14 protein-coding genes are annotated in these 15,093 nt (G+C 35.1%); 4 read left to right on the top strand and 10 right to left on the bottom strand.

Going from position 1 to position 15,093, the window contains the following annotated elements:
- Window positions 1-157: 157 nt before the first annotated feature.
- The 3 genes from DW114_RS12880 to DW114_RS12870 all read right to left on the bottom strand — a co-directional run bounded on the left by DW114_RS12880 (window position 158) and on the right by DW114_RS12870 (window position 2,533).
- Window positions 158-580 (bottom strand): hypothetical protein, encoded by a 423-nt coding sequence (locus DW114_RS12880; protein ID WP_117454168.1) that lies wholly within the window; start codon window positions 578-580, stop codon window positions 158-160.
- Window positions 581-657: 77 nt separating this feature from the next.
- Complete coding sequence (locus DW114_RS12875; protein WP_117454167.1) at window positions 658-2,091, bottom strand: MATE family efflux transporter; 1,434 nt, start codon at window positions 2,089-2,091, stop codon at window positions 658-660.
- Window positions 2,066-2,533: a MarR family winged helix-turn-helix transcriptional regulator gene (locus DW114_RS12870; RefSeq protein WP_117454166.1), complete on the bottom strand. Its 468-nt coding sequence runs from the start codon at window positions 2,531-2,533 to the stop codon at window positions 2,066-2,068. The genes DW114_RS12875 and DW114_RS12870 overlap by 26 nt, the downstream gene beginning before the upstream one ends.
- 230 nt (window positions 2,534-2,763) lie before the next feature.
- On the opposite strand from DW114_RS12870, the gene DW114_RS12865 reads away from it, so the two are divergent.
- Window positions 2,764-3,360: an HdeD family acid-resistance protein gene (locus tag DW114_RS12865; protein ID WP_158552289.1), complete on the top strand. Its 597-nt coding sequence runs from the start codon at window positions 2,764-2,766 to the stop codon at window positions 3,358-3,360.
- A gap of 30 nt (window positions 3,361-3,390) precedes the next feature.
- On the opposite strand, the gene DW114_RS12860 is transcribed toward DW114_RS12865, so the two are convergent.
- From DW114_RS12860 to DW114_RS12835, 6 genes are all read right to left on the bottom strand, one after another.
- Entirely contained in the window at window positions 3,391-4,980 is a 1,590-nt protein-coding gene (locus DW114_RS12860) for an amidohydrolase (protein WP_117454164.1), read from the bottom strand.
- Window positions 4,981-5,044: 64 nt separating this feature from the next.
- Window positions 5,045-6,586, bottom strand: coding sequence for an ATP-binding cassette domain-containing protein (locus tag DW114_RS12855; protein WP_117454163.1), 1,542 nt, complete (start codon window positions 6,584-6,586; stop codon window positions 5,045-5,047).
- 207 nt (window positions 6,587-6,793) lie between these two features.
- Window positions 6,794-7,600: a sensor histidine kinase gene (locus DW114_RS12850; RefSeq protein WP_199483607.1), complete on the bottom strand. Its 807-nt coding sequence runs from the start codon at window positions 7,598-7,600 to the stop codon at window positions 6,794-6,796.
- Window positions 7,601-7,690: 90 nt separating this feature from the next.
- A complete protein-coding gene (locus DW114_RS12845; protein ID WP_117454161.1) occupies window positions 7,691-8,518 on the bottom strand; it encodes an ABC transporter permease subunit in 828 nt (275 codons plus the stop codon).
- A complete protein-coding gene (locus DW114_RS12840) occupies window positions 8,511-9,425 on the bottom strand; it encodes an ATP-binding cassette domain-containing protein (RefSeq protein ID WP_117454160.1) in 915 nt (304 codons plus the stop codon). Before DW114_RS12840 ends, DW114_RS12845 begins: the two co-directional genes overlap by 8 nt.
- 88 nt (window positions 9,426-9,513) lie before the next feature.
- The gene (locus tag DW114_RS12835) at window positions 9,514-10,176 is read right to left on the bottom strand and encodes a response regulator transcription factor (RefSeq protein WP_117454159.1); all 663 of its coding nucleotides are present in this window, start codon (window positions 10,174-10,176) and stop codon (window positions 9,514-9,516) included.
- A gap of 116 nt (window positions 10,177-10,292) precedes the next feature.
- Between DW114_RS12835 and DW114_RS12830 the strand changes: the two genes are divergently transcribed.
- Both DW114_RS12830 and DW114_RS12825 read left to right on the top strand, forming a co-directional pair.
- Window positions 10,293-11,807, top strand: coding sequence for an FAD-dependent oxidoreductase (locus tag DW114_RS12830; protein WP_117454158.1), 1,515 nt, complete (start codon window positions 10,293-10,295; stop codon window positions 11,805-11,807).
- A 92-nt stretch (window positions 11,808-11,899) separates the two neighbouring features.
- Entirely contained in the window at window positions 11,900-12,358 is a 459-nt protein-coding gene (locus DW114_RS12825) for a helix-turn-helix domain-containing protein (RefSeq protein WP_117454157.1), read from the top strand.
- A 34-nt stretch (window positions 12,359-12,392) separates the two neighbouring features.
- Here the strand turns inward: DW114_RS12825 and DW114_RS21715 are convergent, their stop codons facing one another.
- Window positions 12,393-13,862, bottom strand: a complete 1,470-nt coding sequence (locus tag DW114_RS21715; RefSeq protein ID WP_233509420.1) for an RNA-guided endonuclease InsQ/TnpB family protein — start codon at window positions 13,860-13,862, stop codon at window positions 12,393-12,395.
- 166 nt (window positions 13,863-14,028) lie between these two features.
- Between DW114_RS21715 and DW114_RS21195 the strand changes: the two genes are divergently transcribed.
- On the top strand, window positions 14,029-14,313 hold the full coding sequence (locus DW114_RS21195; protein WP_118667405.1) for a hypothetical protein: 285 nt from the start codon (window positions 14,029-14,031) through the stop codon (window positions 14,311-14,313).
- The last annotated feature ends 780 nt before the right edge of the window (window positions 14,314-15,093 follow it).

Here is a 15,093-nt window from a genome sequence, read left to right as displayed (position 1 = left end):
TCAAATGAAATTCAGCTTTGTCACCACGTTTTTTGACAGAATTAAACAGCCTTAGTTTATGGGCTTTTTCTTACTTTTATTATAACTTTTATCACTGACGAATGTAAATGAAAGAACGAAAAAAAAGCGATTTCATATGCAAACCGCTTCTCACATTTTATTTACTATTTAAGGCACAGGCATACGCATAGATACTATCTTCCGCACCATTTTGATATCGTTTAACAGCTCGTTGTATTGGCCAGATGATCGTTCCATCAAGCAACCTGATACTTGCGTTGACTTCTCCCATAGGATCCTTATCATCACAAATCCATTCTCCACCATATGTTGAAATGATCACTTCTCCAATATAGGCGCCAATGGCAAATAATCGATTGCCTCGCTGTTCACTCAGTAATCCATTTGGACCACATTGTTCATCAAAAAAACGGTCAATTTCTTTTAAGCTTTCTAATGTTGTATCCACAGGATATCCCGATGAACAAAGCGCTAATATGATCCAGTCTTTTGCCTTGATAATATCCATTTTTAATGCCGATTCCTGCTTTTCTTTTACTTTCTTTTTAAATAGTCCCATACATTGCCTCCTGATTTCTAATCTATAGTATACCATATAAAAAGACCATTGTACGTATACAATGATCAATTTTACTGTTATGCTGTTTTTACTTCATCGTCAAAGACGCCTAATTCATCCCCTGCTTCATTCGCAATTTGTACATCCAGTTTCTTCATTTCATGATGAATAAAGAAGAATACAATGATTGCACTGGAGATATCCGCAACAGGACCTGCGTATAAGATACCATCTAATCCAAAAGACATTGGAAGTATGATAATTAATGGAATTAAAAGTAATAGCTGACGAAGGGAAGATAAAATACTTGCCTTCATTGGCTGTCCAGTTGCCTGGAAATAAGATGTACTGGTAATCTGGAATCCGGCAGTAAATACACCTAAATCATAAATACGCATCGCTTTAATGGCGAAATTTGTAAAGTTTTCATCCGCACTTCCAAACAACATTAAGATAATATGAGGAATCAACATAAACATCGCCCATCCCAAAGCTGTTACACCAGTGGCAACATTACTTGCGATACGATACGTCTTTTTGATACGTTTTGGCTGATTTGCCCCTTTATTAAAGCCTAAAATAGGCTGGGCACCAATACCGATTCCAATACATATAGAAATAATAATCATAGAAACCTTCATAACGATTCCCATCGCAGATAATGCAACATCTCCGGTTACACTTGTCTGATCTCCATAATATACAAGAGAGTTATTTAATACAATTTGAAGAATCGTGGAAGATAACTGTGTAATACAACTGGAAATACCAAGGGAAAATGCAGCTTTGATAATGATACCATTTGGCTTCATATGATCAAAACGTAAACGCATATTTCCTTTCTTCATGAAATAATATACTAAAATAATGGTTGCGATAATCTGTGATGTAATGGTTGCGATTGCGGCACCTTTTACTCCCCAGTGGAACACAAAAATATAGACAGGGTCAAGCACACAGTTTAATAATGCGCCTGTGACCATACTCATCATTGCAATATTTGGACTTCCATCCGTTCTCGCCATATTACTTAATCCAATACCTAATAAGTTAAATACCGTACCAATTAAAATGATGCCTGCATAATCTCTTGCATATCCCATATTCTTTGGTGTAGCGCCAAAAATGGTTAAAATTGGATCAAGGAATACCAGACCGATAACAGTTAACACAATTCCTATAACAACCAGCAATATAAAAACATTCCCCAATGTATTTTCTGCTTCATCATCCTTTTTTTCACCAAGCTTGATGGCAGCATAAGCGCTTCCTCCAGCACCTAGCATGGTTCCTACCGCAAGGATAATCGTAACGATAGGAAAAGCAACGGTTGTTGCGGCATTTCCTAAATAACCAACACCCTGTCCGATAAATATCTGGTCAACGATATTATATACCGCATTTACCAACATGGATATGACGGAAGGAATTGCAAATTTCATTAATAATCTACCAATTGGCTGATAACCCAATGGATTTTTCGTTCTAGCTTTTTTCTCTACTGCTTCCATAACCTACCCTCTTTCTTTTACCTTTCGCATGAGCTTTTGCATTTTGAGCGATTCTCTGCATACCTTTTTCGATTTCATCTGCTTCTTCTTTACTCATACCCTCTGTGATGATTCCACGCCAGTCGGCAATCACCTGATCAATGATGGGCATCAGCGATTCACCCTTCTGTGTCACATATAAACGAATGATACGCTTATCATTTTCATCTGCTTTTCTTATGATATAGTTTTCCTGTTCCAGTTTTTTAACTGCTCTAGCGGTAGTGCCTTTATCATAAAAACCTTTCTCCGCAAGTTCTTGTTGGGATATCCCTGGATGTTTATGAATTCGCATAAGAAAAAACTGCTGTCCACTGCCGATGTGGTACGGTGCCAGCTGTTCATCATAATATATTTGTGATATTCGATATAAGATAGAAGCATATTTATTGATTCCAGGCATATGCCTATCACCTCTTTGATTTCGTTGCGCCTGCAACCGTTATATTATAGCCCAATCTTCAGGCATTCGCAAGAAAGGGGTTAAAATTTTTTACATTCAATTTTAAAAAGCTGTTGAAATCTCTTACAACCCTGGGTATTCCCCATGTTTTAGACAGTCCCCAAGCTTTGTATATCGCAATAACTTTTATGCGTATTATAATGAAAGCAGATAAAGAAAGTGGGATGTTTATGAAAATCTATTTTGATATGGACAGTTTTGATTATCCACAGGAATTACGAAATAACTGGAACAAACGTCTTCGTTCTATGCGTATCATTGCATTGTTGTTGTCAATACTGATGATGATTCTTGGTGTGGTATGTTTTCTGTATCCAGTAAAAACCATGGGCGTGTTGGAAAAGAGTGCTGCTTTTCTGATTCTGGTTGCTGGCGTTTATGAAATTATCAATTACTTCAAAACTCCAGTATACTTTCGTCAGGCATTTGAATTGTTCACTGGTATCTGTAATATCCTTCTGGGATGCTTATTGTTGTTTTCTCCAGCATCACTTGGCTTATCCACCTTCAGCTGGTTATTTGCGATGATTTCATTCATCACAGGTATTGGTCTATTACATTTTTCTAGTCAACTTCGATTTTTTGGTATCATTGGCACAAGCTGGATGGTTGTAGATGGTATATTGGCAATTCTTCTTGCGCTACTGTTGATTATGATGCCTATGGCTGGTCCTTTGATGATTAGTTACTTACTGGCATGTTACTTATGTATCGGTGGTATCATTCTCCTCATTGAAACTATCAATTTAAAAGATCTTAAAATATAAGAGAAAAGCTTCAGGAGTTCCCCTGAAGCTTTATTTTGCCCGATAGATTATGTTTCCTTCTTTTATCGTACACAATACTTTAATATCCGCCAGATCCTTTGTATTTACAGTAAGAGGATTATGATCAAGGATCACAAAATCTGCCAGTTTTCCTTCTTCTATACTGCCTTTGCGAGCTTCTTCAAAGTACTGATACGCACCATATATAGTATTTGCTTTCAATGCATCCCAAACACTCACAGCCTGCTCTTTCCCAATAGATATACCCGTTCTGGTTTTACGATTCACTGCGCACCAGATACTCTTCATGATATCGCATGGTACCACAGGACTGTCCTGATGAAAGGTATAAGGAAGTCCTTCCTCTACAGCTGTTTTCACAGGGGATATCTGACATGCACGCTCATATCCAAAGTTTTCTATATGAATATCTCCCCAATACCATGTATGTGCCACAAAGAAAGATGGCATCATACCGATCGCTTTCATGCGTTTTAATTCCTCTTTTCGTACCAGTTGTGCATGAATCATGACTGCACGTATATCCTTTGCCTTTGGATATTTCTCCATGACCTTTTCAAACTGATCCACATATTGTTTAGCAGCTGCATCTCCATTACAATGTGCAATGATTTGATGATGTTGTTTCACACTTGTTTCTATATACTGATATAATTGATCATCCTGTAATGCGGGATATCCACATTGATGATCGCCTTTATATGGTGTTAACATCCATGCCGTTTTTCCCTGAGGGGAACCATCCAGAAAGACTTTGTATCCCCCTAATTTGAAGTGATGATGATAATCTTCAAAATATGGCCGACAACTTTCTTCTAAATCACCAGCTTTTGCTAGATCCAGATATCCAATTATATCCTGATGAAAAATCCCCTGATCTGCGGCTGCCTTTAATAGCGCAAATAATTCTCTTGTGACCATGCCATCCTGAATGGTGGTAATGCCATAACTTGCATAAATATCCTGTGCCTGTTTCATTAAATCAAATAACTGAGAAATATCGGGCATTGGCACACGCTTTTGAAAAGTCAAAAAAGCATTTTCTTCCATATAGCCACTAAACTTGTCTTTTGCATCTCTACCATAACGCCCACCCTGTGGATCAATCATATCCTCTTTGATATCTAACAGCTTCAAAGCTTTAGAATTCGCAACACCCATGTGAGAAGAAATATGTGTGATATAGATAGGAGTATCCTGACTGATTTCATCCAGCACATAGCGATCAGGATGTTTCTTTTCTTTCAAAAAGTTATGATCATATCCTGTACCAATCAACCATTCATTTTCCTTTAAACCATGTTTTTCTTGAAAAATCTTCATGAGCTTTACGATATCCGCAAAACTTTTAGCATTTGCTAAATCACATAAACGAAGGGAATTCGCTACAGAAACAAAGTGACTGTGCCCATCAATAAAACCTGGCAGCATGCATGTTCCCTGTAAATCAATCACCCTGCTGTCTTTTCTTTGATATGTAAATGCTTTTTGCTTATCTCCCACAAAAACAATCTTGCCATTTTCCTCAACAACAGCCTCTGCGCTGTCCTGACCTTCCTTCATGGTAAGAATATCTCCATTTATATATATGACATTCATAGTCTTCCTCCTTGGATCAGGTATACCCTGTTCTTATGATGCCAGATTTTGACGTTTTTATGAATCACTTGATTTCTTTGATTTGAATATGTTTCTCTTGTATACAATATTGACGATGAAAGACTTCCTGTATAAGCTTTCGATCATGAGATACTGCAATGATACATCCATCAAATGTAGATAAAATCCTTCGAATGGTTGGATTGGTAAGCGGTGAAAGATTTCGTGTAGGCTCATCCAATAATAAAACATTGCTTTTCTTTTTGATTGCCTGAATGAGATAAAGCTTTGCCTTTTGTCCTTCACTCAACTCATGAACACAGTGCTCCATTTCATCTCTGGTAAATTTCATCCTGCCTAATAATTCACGAACCATTGTGATTTCTTCCCAATCGCCTTCTTCTGATAAAAAGGATACTGGTGTATCATCTGGATGGAATAAATCAGCATAATTTTGGGGCATATAGCACAAGCGTATATCCTGACGACTTTGTAGTAATTGATAAATCTGTTTCATCAACACACTTTTTCCACAGCCGTTATTACCCGTTATCACGATTTTATCTTTTCCATAGATTTGTAAAGGCACATCATAAATCAGTACCTTATTTTCTATCTGAATATCTTTGATCATCGTATCTAATATGACTTTTGTGGCTGGCAGCCCACATGGTGGAAAATAAACATCAATCGCTTCTTCCACACTATCCACATGCGAATAGCTTTCTGTATCAAAACGACGTTCTAATGCTTTGATATTTTTCATTTTCTTTTTCAGCAGTCTTGCCTGTCCAGGATTTCTTACCGTATCATTTAATGCGTCATGAACAGCATTCATCTGATCATTCAGCCTGATTTTCTTTTTCATATATTCCTGTTTTTCTTTATGCGCTATCTGAAGCTCTTTTTCTCGTTTCTGATAACGTTCTTCTACATATGTCGAATATTTTCCACGATAAATATTTGCTTTTGCTTTTGTTTTCTTATTCAGCTGTTCTAGATGAATCAATACGTCTGCACATTCTTCTAATAATGTTTCATCATGTGAGATAAACATCACTGGTATTGTTAATGACTTAATAAACTGCTCCAGCCATTTTAATGTTTCCATATCTAAATCATTCGTTGGTTCATCCAGCAATAATAAATCCATTGGTTCATGCATCAGCTTCAACAATTGAAGCTTTACCTTTTCTCCACCGCTTAATGATCCTACACACTGATTTCTTTGTATAAAATCCCCAGGGAGAAACAAACGCTGACACATTTTTTCATATGCTAATAATTCATTATACTGGTGTGGTTCAATTTCATCTTCCACATCCTTTTTCAACAGATATTCATAAAGCTGTACATCCTTCCATTTGGGATGTATGTGTTGTTCAAAATATGCGATATTTTGAAAATCTGTTACAATGTCACCTTCGATAACCGTATAGTCTTCTATTAATATTTTATCTTTGATTGCTTTTAAAAGCGTTGATTTCCCATTCCCTTCTTCACCGATAATTCCTACTTTATCGTTATTTCCCAGGGAATAATTAAAATTTTCAATTAATATATGATTTTTTAAATCCTTAATGGTTAAATTTTTTATTTGCAGCATAAGATGCACCTCCTGTTAGAGGCTATCGATAACAATGACATTGGATACAACGAAAAAAACAGCTATGATATTTTCGTGATCTGTTGAATAATCATTGGTTATCTATACATCTTATCACTCCTCACTCTAATGAGTAGTTTAACAAAACTCACTTCATTTGTCTACCATTTTTGGAATAAAATCACATAGAAAAGACATAACACACGGTTATGTCCTATCATGGAATAGTAGATGAATATATAAAATATCCTTTTTATAATTTGCATATATTTCCCCATGCATTTGTTCACATAAGCTTTTCGCTATAGATAAACCAAGCCCTGTGGACTTCATCCCATTTTCTACTGTATAAAAACGGTCAAACAACTTGCCTACCGTTGTCTCATCAAGTGCTGGCGCATGATTGGAAAAAATCATTTCTCCAGTATTAAGTAACACTATTTTAAAATCTCCAGTGCTGTATTTGATCACATTGCTCACGATATTATTTAAGATACGAGAAAGCGCATTTTGATTGATATGCACTTTGATTTCCTGTTCACAAAACACAATTTCCGGTGTAATATGACATCCCTTCAAAGATACATAATTGGCAGATAAACATTCCTCAATCGCCCGTTTTAATTCCACTACTTCAAAACTTTCTTTCGCTTCACTTAGAAAAACAGAATAATGAAACAATTCTTCTGTTAACTGCTTCAATGCATCCATGCGTCCTTTTATGATATGGATATAACGTGCTGCATCCTCAGACTTATCCTCTTTCTCTAATAAATCCAAATATCCATATACCGCAGTTAATGGTGTACGAAGATCATGAGAGATATTTGTAACAGCATCTTTTAATTCTAAATCGCCCTGTTGATAGCGCTGGCGTAATTCACGTAAATGAACCAGCTCCACATTTAAACAAACAGCCAGTTCCTCTATTTTTTTATCATGGGAAGATATCGAAATTAAAGTATTGGTATCATGATGAAGCTTATCCATGACGCCTGTTTGTATCTCTTTCATTGATTGACGCATCCAATGGATTTTATAGCACAATAACAAAATTATGATGATACATAGCAATAATAGATATATCATGATACCACCTCGTTTCTATTTTAAATCTTTTTGTTTAAACAGATATATACCAATTCCACTAGTAATGATACAAATCATGCCAGAATATATCATCAACACAACTGGTTTTTCTATCTGCATAGAAGCACACTGAACCACCTGATCACCAGGTAAAAAATCATTTAAGAACGCATATACATCACGTTTTGCACCTTCTAGATAATTAGGATTCAATTCTTCTTTTTCTTCCATTTCTCCATCTTGTAAAACATTATAAGCAGGATACATTTTTGGTTCTTCTAAACGGGCGTTGATATATATTCCAATCATGATCAAAATAAACACACTCATCATACATACAATCGAAGATATTGCTTTACTTGAACTAATCATGGACACCGCTGTATAGATACAGGTGAATGCCAGACAAAGTATATAAGCCAGACAAACAATCTGTAAAACATAGGAAACATCTGATTTAAAAAAGCCTAGCAAAGGTATTCCTACACATAAATAAACTATTAAGAATATGGTACAAAGCAAAAACATCACAATCGCATTGGTTATCAGATTCGACAGATAAATATCTAATCGCTTATGTCCAATCATGATTTTATTGCGAATAGTGCCATCACTGTATTCTCTTCCCACAAATAAGCTACAAAAAATTGCCAGTAAGATGGGCACAAATATTGCATATACACTAAATCCACCTTCTAAATAAGTGATATATCCTGTATGCTTCATTCCAACATATCGTATGATGGGATATATAACTGCGACAACGATCATATAGATGACACAGCCCCAAAAACATGTGTTTTTTCTAAGACGCAGGAAATTTGCGGACAACAGTTTATTCATGTCGGCCACCTCCCACCAGATTAATATAATAATTTTCTAGACTTTCATCATGTTCATTGATTCTATCGATGATACAGCCTTCCTCCAAAAGCTTTAATGTTAATTCTGTGACATTAATTTTTCCATAAATATCTGCTTCTTTTGTGGATAATATTTTATAGTCCATACGCATATCATCCAGAATACGGGAAAGAATCGCTGTATCTGATACCTGTATACGTACACATTTTCTACAGGCAGCTTCCAAATCTTTTGCACTGATTTCCTTTACAATCATTCCATGATCTATAAAGCCATAATGTGTAGCAAGTCTGGATAATTCATCAAGAATATGACTGGATATCAAAATTGTGATTTGATATTCTTTATTTAATTTTAAAATCAATTCTCTGATTTCAATGATACCCTCCGGATCAAGACCATTCACTGGCTCATCTAAAACTAGAAAGTCTGGGTTGCCCGCAAGTGCAATCGCAATGCCCAGTCGTTGACGCATGCCTAAAGAAAAATTTTTCGCTTTCTTTTTTTCTGTCTGATCTAATCCTACCAGATGAAGCAGCTTGTTTATGCCATCATCTGATGGCAAACCTAAGATGCGATATTGTTCCTTTAGATTATCCCTTGCACTCATATCTAAATATATGGAGGGTGTTTCCACAACTGCGCCAATTCTTTTTCGTACATCATGAATTTTCGCATCATCATGTGCTACGCCATATAAAGAAAAACTTCCCTTGGTTGGTTTTTGTAAACCACATAATAAACGAATCAACGTTGTTTTTCCTGCTCCATTCTTTCCCACAAACCCATAAATAGAACCCTTTGGGACATGCATATTCAAATGATTTAACGCATCAAAATGCTTATAGGTTTTCTCTAATGCATTGGTTGTAAATATATATTCCATTTCTTATACCTCCTTGTTTTCACAGCCTTATTATATAAATAAAAGGTTAAGGAAGCAGTTAAGAAAAACGTTAAGAAATCGTAAAGAATCAGTTTTCTTTCATTTTAAATCCAATTCCCCATACTGCCTCTATATATTCTTGATCACTTACACTCCGTAATTTCCTGCGCAAATTGCTGATGTGTACTTTCAAAGAACTTTCTACACAATCCAAAGTATCCATACGAATTTCATCTAATATATTTGATTTCGTATATACCTGGGATGGATTCTGCATTAACAATTTTAAAATGGCATATTCTGTTTTCGTAAGCTTGATTTCCTGTTTAAGTTCATATACTTTGTGTGTCTGTAAATCTAGTGTAATATCATGAAAATGAAGAATATGAGATGTTGGAGATTTTATCTTTCTTAGCTGTACAGTGATTCTTGCAAGTAATTCTGCCATATCAAATGGCTTTGTGATATAATCATTTGCACCTTGTAGTAATAGATTTACTTTATCAGATGTATCCACTTTAGCACTCACAACAATGACCGGAATCGAAGCCATCTTTGGCAGGATTTCCTCCCCATTTAAACCTGGCAGCATTAGATCCAATAATATCAAATCAGGATGCTGTTTAGATAAATAAAGAAGTGCTTCCGTACCAGAATATGCTCTTGCGACATCATATCCTTCCCTCACTAAAGTTTCCTCTATTACATTTCCAATATGTATATCATCATCAATGACTAAAATCTGCTTCACAGAATACCACCTCGTTATTCATTACATAAAGTATATCGGTTTCATTATGATAATTCAACTATATTATCTATTATAAAATCTGTGAAAAAGGCCATACTGTGAGCAGAGGTGATTTCATGAAAGAATCCTATTGGATCAAACACACAAAATGTGATAAACATTATCCTAAAGTCGAACAAGATTTATATACCAATATTGCGATTGTTGGTGCTGGATTAACCGGCCTTACAACTGCTTATTACACCAGTAAAGCTACATCAGAAATCATGATTTTTGAATCTGATCAAATTGGTTATGGAGCGAGCGGAAGAAATACTGGCAAAATAACGTTCCAACATGGACTGTTATACCATACATTAATTGAAAAGTATGATCGTATCTTTGCGAAACGCTATTATAAAGCACAACATGATGCGATGATTTCCATTGACGCAATAATTAAGGAGCATCATATTGATTGTGAATATCAGAAAAGCGATGCCATTGTTTATACCAATGATGCCGCAAAAGTTGCGGATATCCAAGATGAATACCAAGCATATCTTGATTTAGATATCCCTTGTGAATACGTTCGCTGTAAAGATGAACCAACTTATATGGAAGCTGGTCTTTTAATCAAAGATCAAGCGAAATTCAATCCATATGCATACTGTTTAGGATTAAGCGATATATTGGATGAACAACAGATACAGATATATGAGCATAGTGCTTTAAGAGATATGAAGCAAAAGGATGATGGTTATGAATTATCTATTAATGGATGTATTGTTCATGCCAACAAAGTTGTATTCACATGTCAATTTCCTTTTATTGATCACATGCATTTATACTTTGCCCGTATGCGCCCGATTCAGGAATCATTATGTGCCGCAAAAATCACACAGAAACAGTCAAATCTAATGATCATTAATGCAGAAAAGCCAATGCATAGTGCCAATATTTTTGAAGAAAATATCGTCATGGCTGGTAATCAGCATAAATCAGGTCAAGGTACATCGCAACAACATGAGGACTTTGAAAAAAGCTTATATGCACTATATCCAATACACGAAATCAGTGAAGAATGGTCAAATGAAGATTACTTTACTTTTGATTATTTGCCATTAATTGGAAAGCTGGATAAGCACAATGCGGATTTATTATTTGCTAGTGGTTATAATGCATGGGGCAATACCACCAGCAATATGGCTGCCAAAATACTGAGTGCTTATTTATTAGATCAATATAGTAATTATGCAATGTTAACATCTCCACAACGTACTTCATTCTTTTCTTTGCCTTTCTTAAAAGAGAATATGAATACCGCTGTTCATTTTATAAAAAGCAAACTTCAAAAGGGAGAATTTGATTATCCTTTGAAAAAAGAAGCAAAGCAAATGGAGATTGATGGGCATTTATATGGTGTATATCGTGATGAACAGGATGAATTATTTATTGTGGATATTACTTGCCCACATATGGGATGTATCTGTAGTTTTAATCATGTGGATAAAACCTGGGATTGTCCATGTCATGGGTCACGCTTTTCCTACACAGGTGAGGTCATTAAAGGACCTGCAGGATATCATTTACATGCCATTGGCGATGATTTAAATACTGTAGATCCTCATGTCACAAAAAATCGAAACTAAATTTTCTTAAGCAGCAGGGCTCTCATTTAACGAGAGTCCTGTTTTATTGACTTTATGTATCAATTGCCTTACCATGTACTTGGAGGGGTATTATGGAAAACTTTGGCATTATTATAAAAAGAAATCGAGAAGAAAAAGGGTGGACACAAAAAGAACTTGCGCAAAAACTTCATGTTTCAGATAAAGCTATATCTCGTTATGAAACTGGTAAAGGATATCCTGACATCACCATGCTGCCTGCCATCGCGAGAATATTAGAACTAAATTATAATGAATTATTAGATGGTAATGAATATATTATCAAACGTAAAAAGAAACGCTTATTTATACTGAAAATAATAATTTTATCGCTTGTGTTTATTTGCCTGCTGTTCGTAATTTCAAATATGGCTACACCACACGATAGGAAATATACAATAAAAGAACAATTGATTCAAGCTGATGAATTATCAATAAATTATCTATCGCTAAAATTTTATTCTAGTCTAGGTGAACTACTCCCAGCTATAGAGCAGGGAGCTTCTGGCTTATCCATTATTTGTACAAGCTAGAATTTTTCGTATCTGTATCTGATCGTGTTTACAATTAGATACACATGACTGGTACGTTCACTGTACCTCTATACCATCGCTCTTTGAGTTTTGGCTTACATGGATATACTTTTCTTATGATATTGCTTGCGCCATTGATATCTGCATTTATCAAGATACCTTCTTTACTTCTGTACAAGCCTCGTTTTATTCGTTTCCCACTAAATGTATATTCCTTTTCTTCTTCGCCATAACAAGGTATTTGATCCTCGTCTATACTACTGGCTTTGGATGTATAGCTTTCTTCTGTTATCATTACTTTGATGCCGGCTGCTTCTGCTTTATACTTGATCATTTTGATGAATTTCTGAAATGGCATCTGCACAAAATTCTGATTGTTCTTCTTGCCTAGATTGATGTTCTGTTTCCAATCCTTATTGTTGCCGATCACGATGACTTCAACGTTTTCTTCCATACATGTATCAACGATCTTTCTTAATTTCTTATGCATGAAATCATCCATTTGATTGTTGCGTCTTCTTGTTTCACGTTTCATCCTTTTCGTTCTGATATGAGTTTCTTGTTTCTTGCCTTTTAAGTGCTCAGATTGTAAATGCGCCATGACTTTATTGTATCTTTGATTTACCGACTTTGCTTTCCTTCCTTTTACGATGACTGGCTGATGCCCTGTAGTGAAAGCAATACTTGCCAAGTTGTTGACACCGATATCGATACCAGCGATCCTTTCTGTTGTTTCTACATCTACAGTATCTTCTACAGCTTTGATCTCATATACGATCTCCATAACGATATGATCTTCTTCTGGCACCAAACGTATTTGTTTAAAGTCCTTATCCATCATATCTAATTTTCCGATATAGAATCTATCACTTGGAAATCCATGCTTCTTCACTATTTTAGGGAATTGGACATAACCACCTTTCTTATCTTTTCTGATATCACAAGATAGATTGGTAAAAGTCGCAGTTTTATAACCATTTTTGTCTGCATAATTTGGGATATGTGGTGCAGCTTTTAAGCTTGTTGGATCGTTACGATATTTCTTTAGAATTTTGAAAAAGCTATCCCAGTCACGCATCAACATCCTCAATACCTGTTGAGCTACATGAGAGTGCAATGCACGATAGTCAACTTGATTCATTACTTTGAACAGACCATCCAAAAGCTCATAGGAAACGAATCTGTTTTCTTCATTGATTTTTGAGAACATTTTACCTGGCTTTTTCTTCTTCTGTTTTGTTTTCTTATCATACAATCGTATTTCATTTAATTGATCAATGACACCATTGAGATCGTTGATCACATTCGCTTCATTAAGAAATCTATCCTGTGGAGATTTGATAGCACCACTATAAGCATTACGGATATAGAACATCCCAATATTATAGAGGTTTTTCGCAAGATGAGTCACAAGTAGAAATGGTTCATAAAACGTATGAGTAGGCTTTATAATACAGCGAAAGACACGGTAATTCTTATCATCAGGTTCTTTTTCTTTAACCATGTAAGCACCTCTTTTCTATTTTGTAATTAAGTTAATGATAGCACAGAAAGAGAGGAAATGCTTACAAAGATTATGTGGAATATTGTGATAGAAAAAATAGAGACAAGAAGAAAGAAAAGACAAGAAATTTTCATATTGCTGCATTCACGCCCAAAGGGTGCACAGCGTGTATTCCAACTTACTTGTCGCCGTTGAAGTCGGAGTCTTCTGCCTGTTTTTGGATAAAAGTAATGATAGATACTATCTAATTATTTGTAGTAATACGAATGATATCACCCAGATGTCTTTAAAAGATCATATCATACAGCTTGAAGGTGAAAAAGCCTTATATTTGACACCATACATTCATATCATAGAGATTCCAAAAAAATATGCCGATAATACTTTCTATTACAATGGAAATACGATAGATCCACTGAATTTTACAACAATTCTATATCCAGAAAGATAAGAAAAATCAACCGCTATGAGATATTTAAAAGGTTGCTTTTTCTTATAATATTCCTTAAAGAATTTAAGGGATGGAGTGCCACTTACACTCCATCCCTTTTACATAAGCTAGCATCTTTTGATGCCACCTAATACTAGCATTCTTATTATAGCTTGATGTCTTTCACCATTCAACTATAAATTCATATTTTTTGTTGTTTACTTTATATAATATTTATGCTTATTAATTTTTTATAAGTTATTTTAACTTTTTTATAGAAAATTTAGGATTTTCATACCTTTTTTACGTATATGTATAATTGAGGAGGTTAAGTATATGGTACTTGAATTACAACGTGCCAGAACTTTAGGAAGGAAGGTCATGTGTATAATGGATTATTTGGTTATGTTATACTTATTGCTTAATATGACGTATGTCTTATTAGTAACTGTATACACAATCATTTCTTCAATACACGAGAACAAAAAGCAATAGCTTTCCTCTTGTAGAAGAATGTTTTGGGGGAACACCCCAGTAAGGTGTACATAATGGGTGAGTGGCGTTGCTTTGAAGTTTCTGCCTTTGCCTAATACTGGTACTCCTTAAAGAATTTAAGGGATGGAGTGACTACAACGCTCCATCCCTTTTACATAAGCTAGCATCTTTCGATGCAACCTAATACTGGCATCCTTATTATAACTTGATGTCATTCATTATTCAACTATAAATTCATATTTTTTTGTTAATTTTATGATTCGAATATGATAATGTCTTAATGAAACCAAATTGATTTTGTCTTTA

This window comes from Absiella sp. AM09-50, from assembly GCF_003433845.1.
Classification (GTDB): Bacteria; Bacillota_I; Bacilli_A; order Erysipelotrichales; family Erysipelotrichaceae; genus Hoskinsella; species Hoskinsella hominis.
This window is presented reverse-complemented; position numbering and strand designations above follow the sequence as displayed.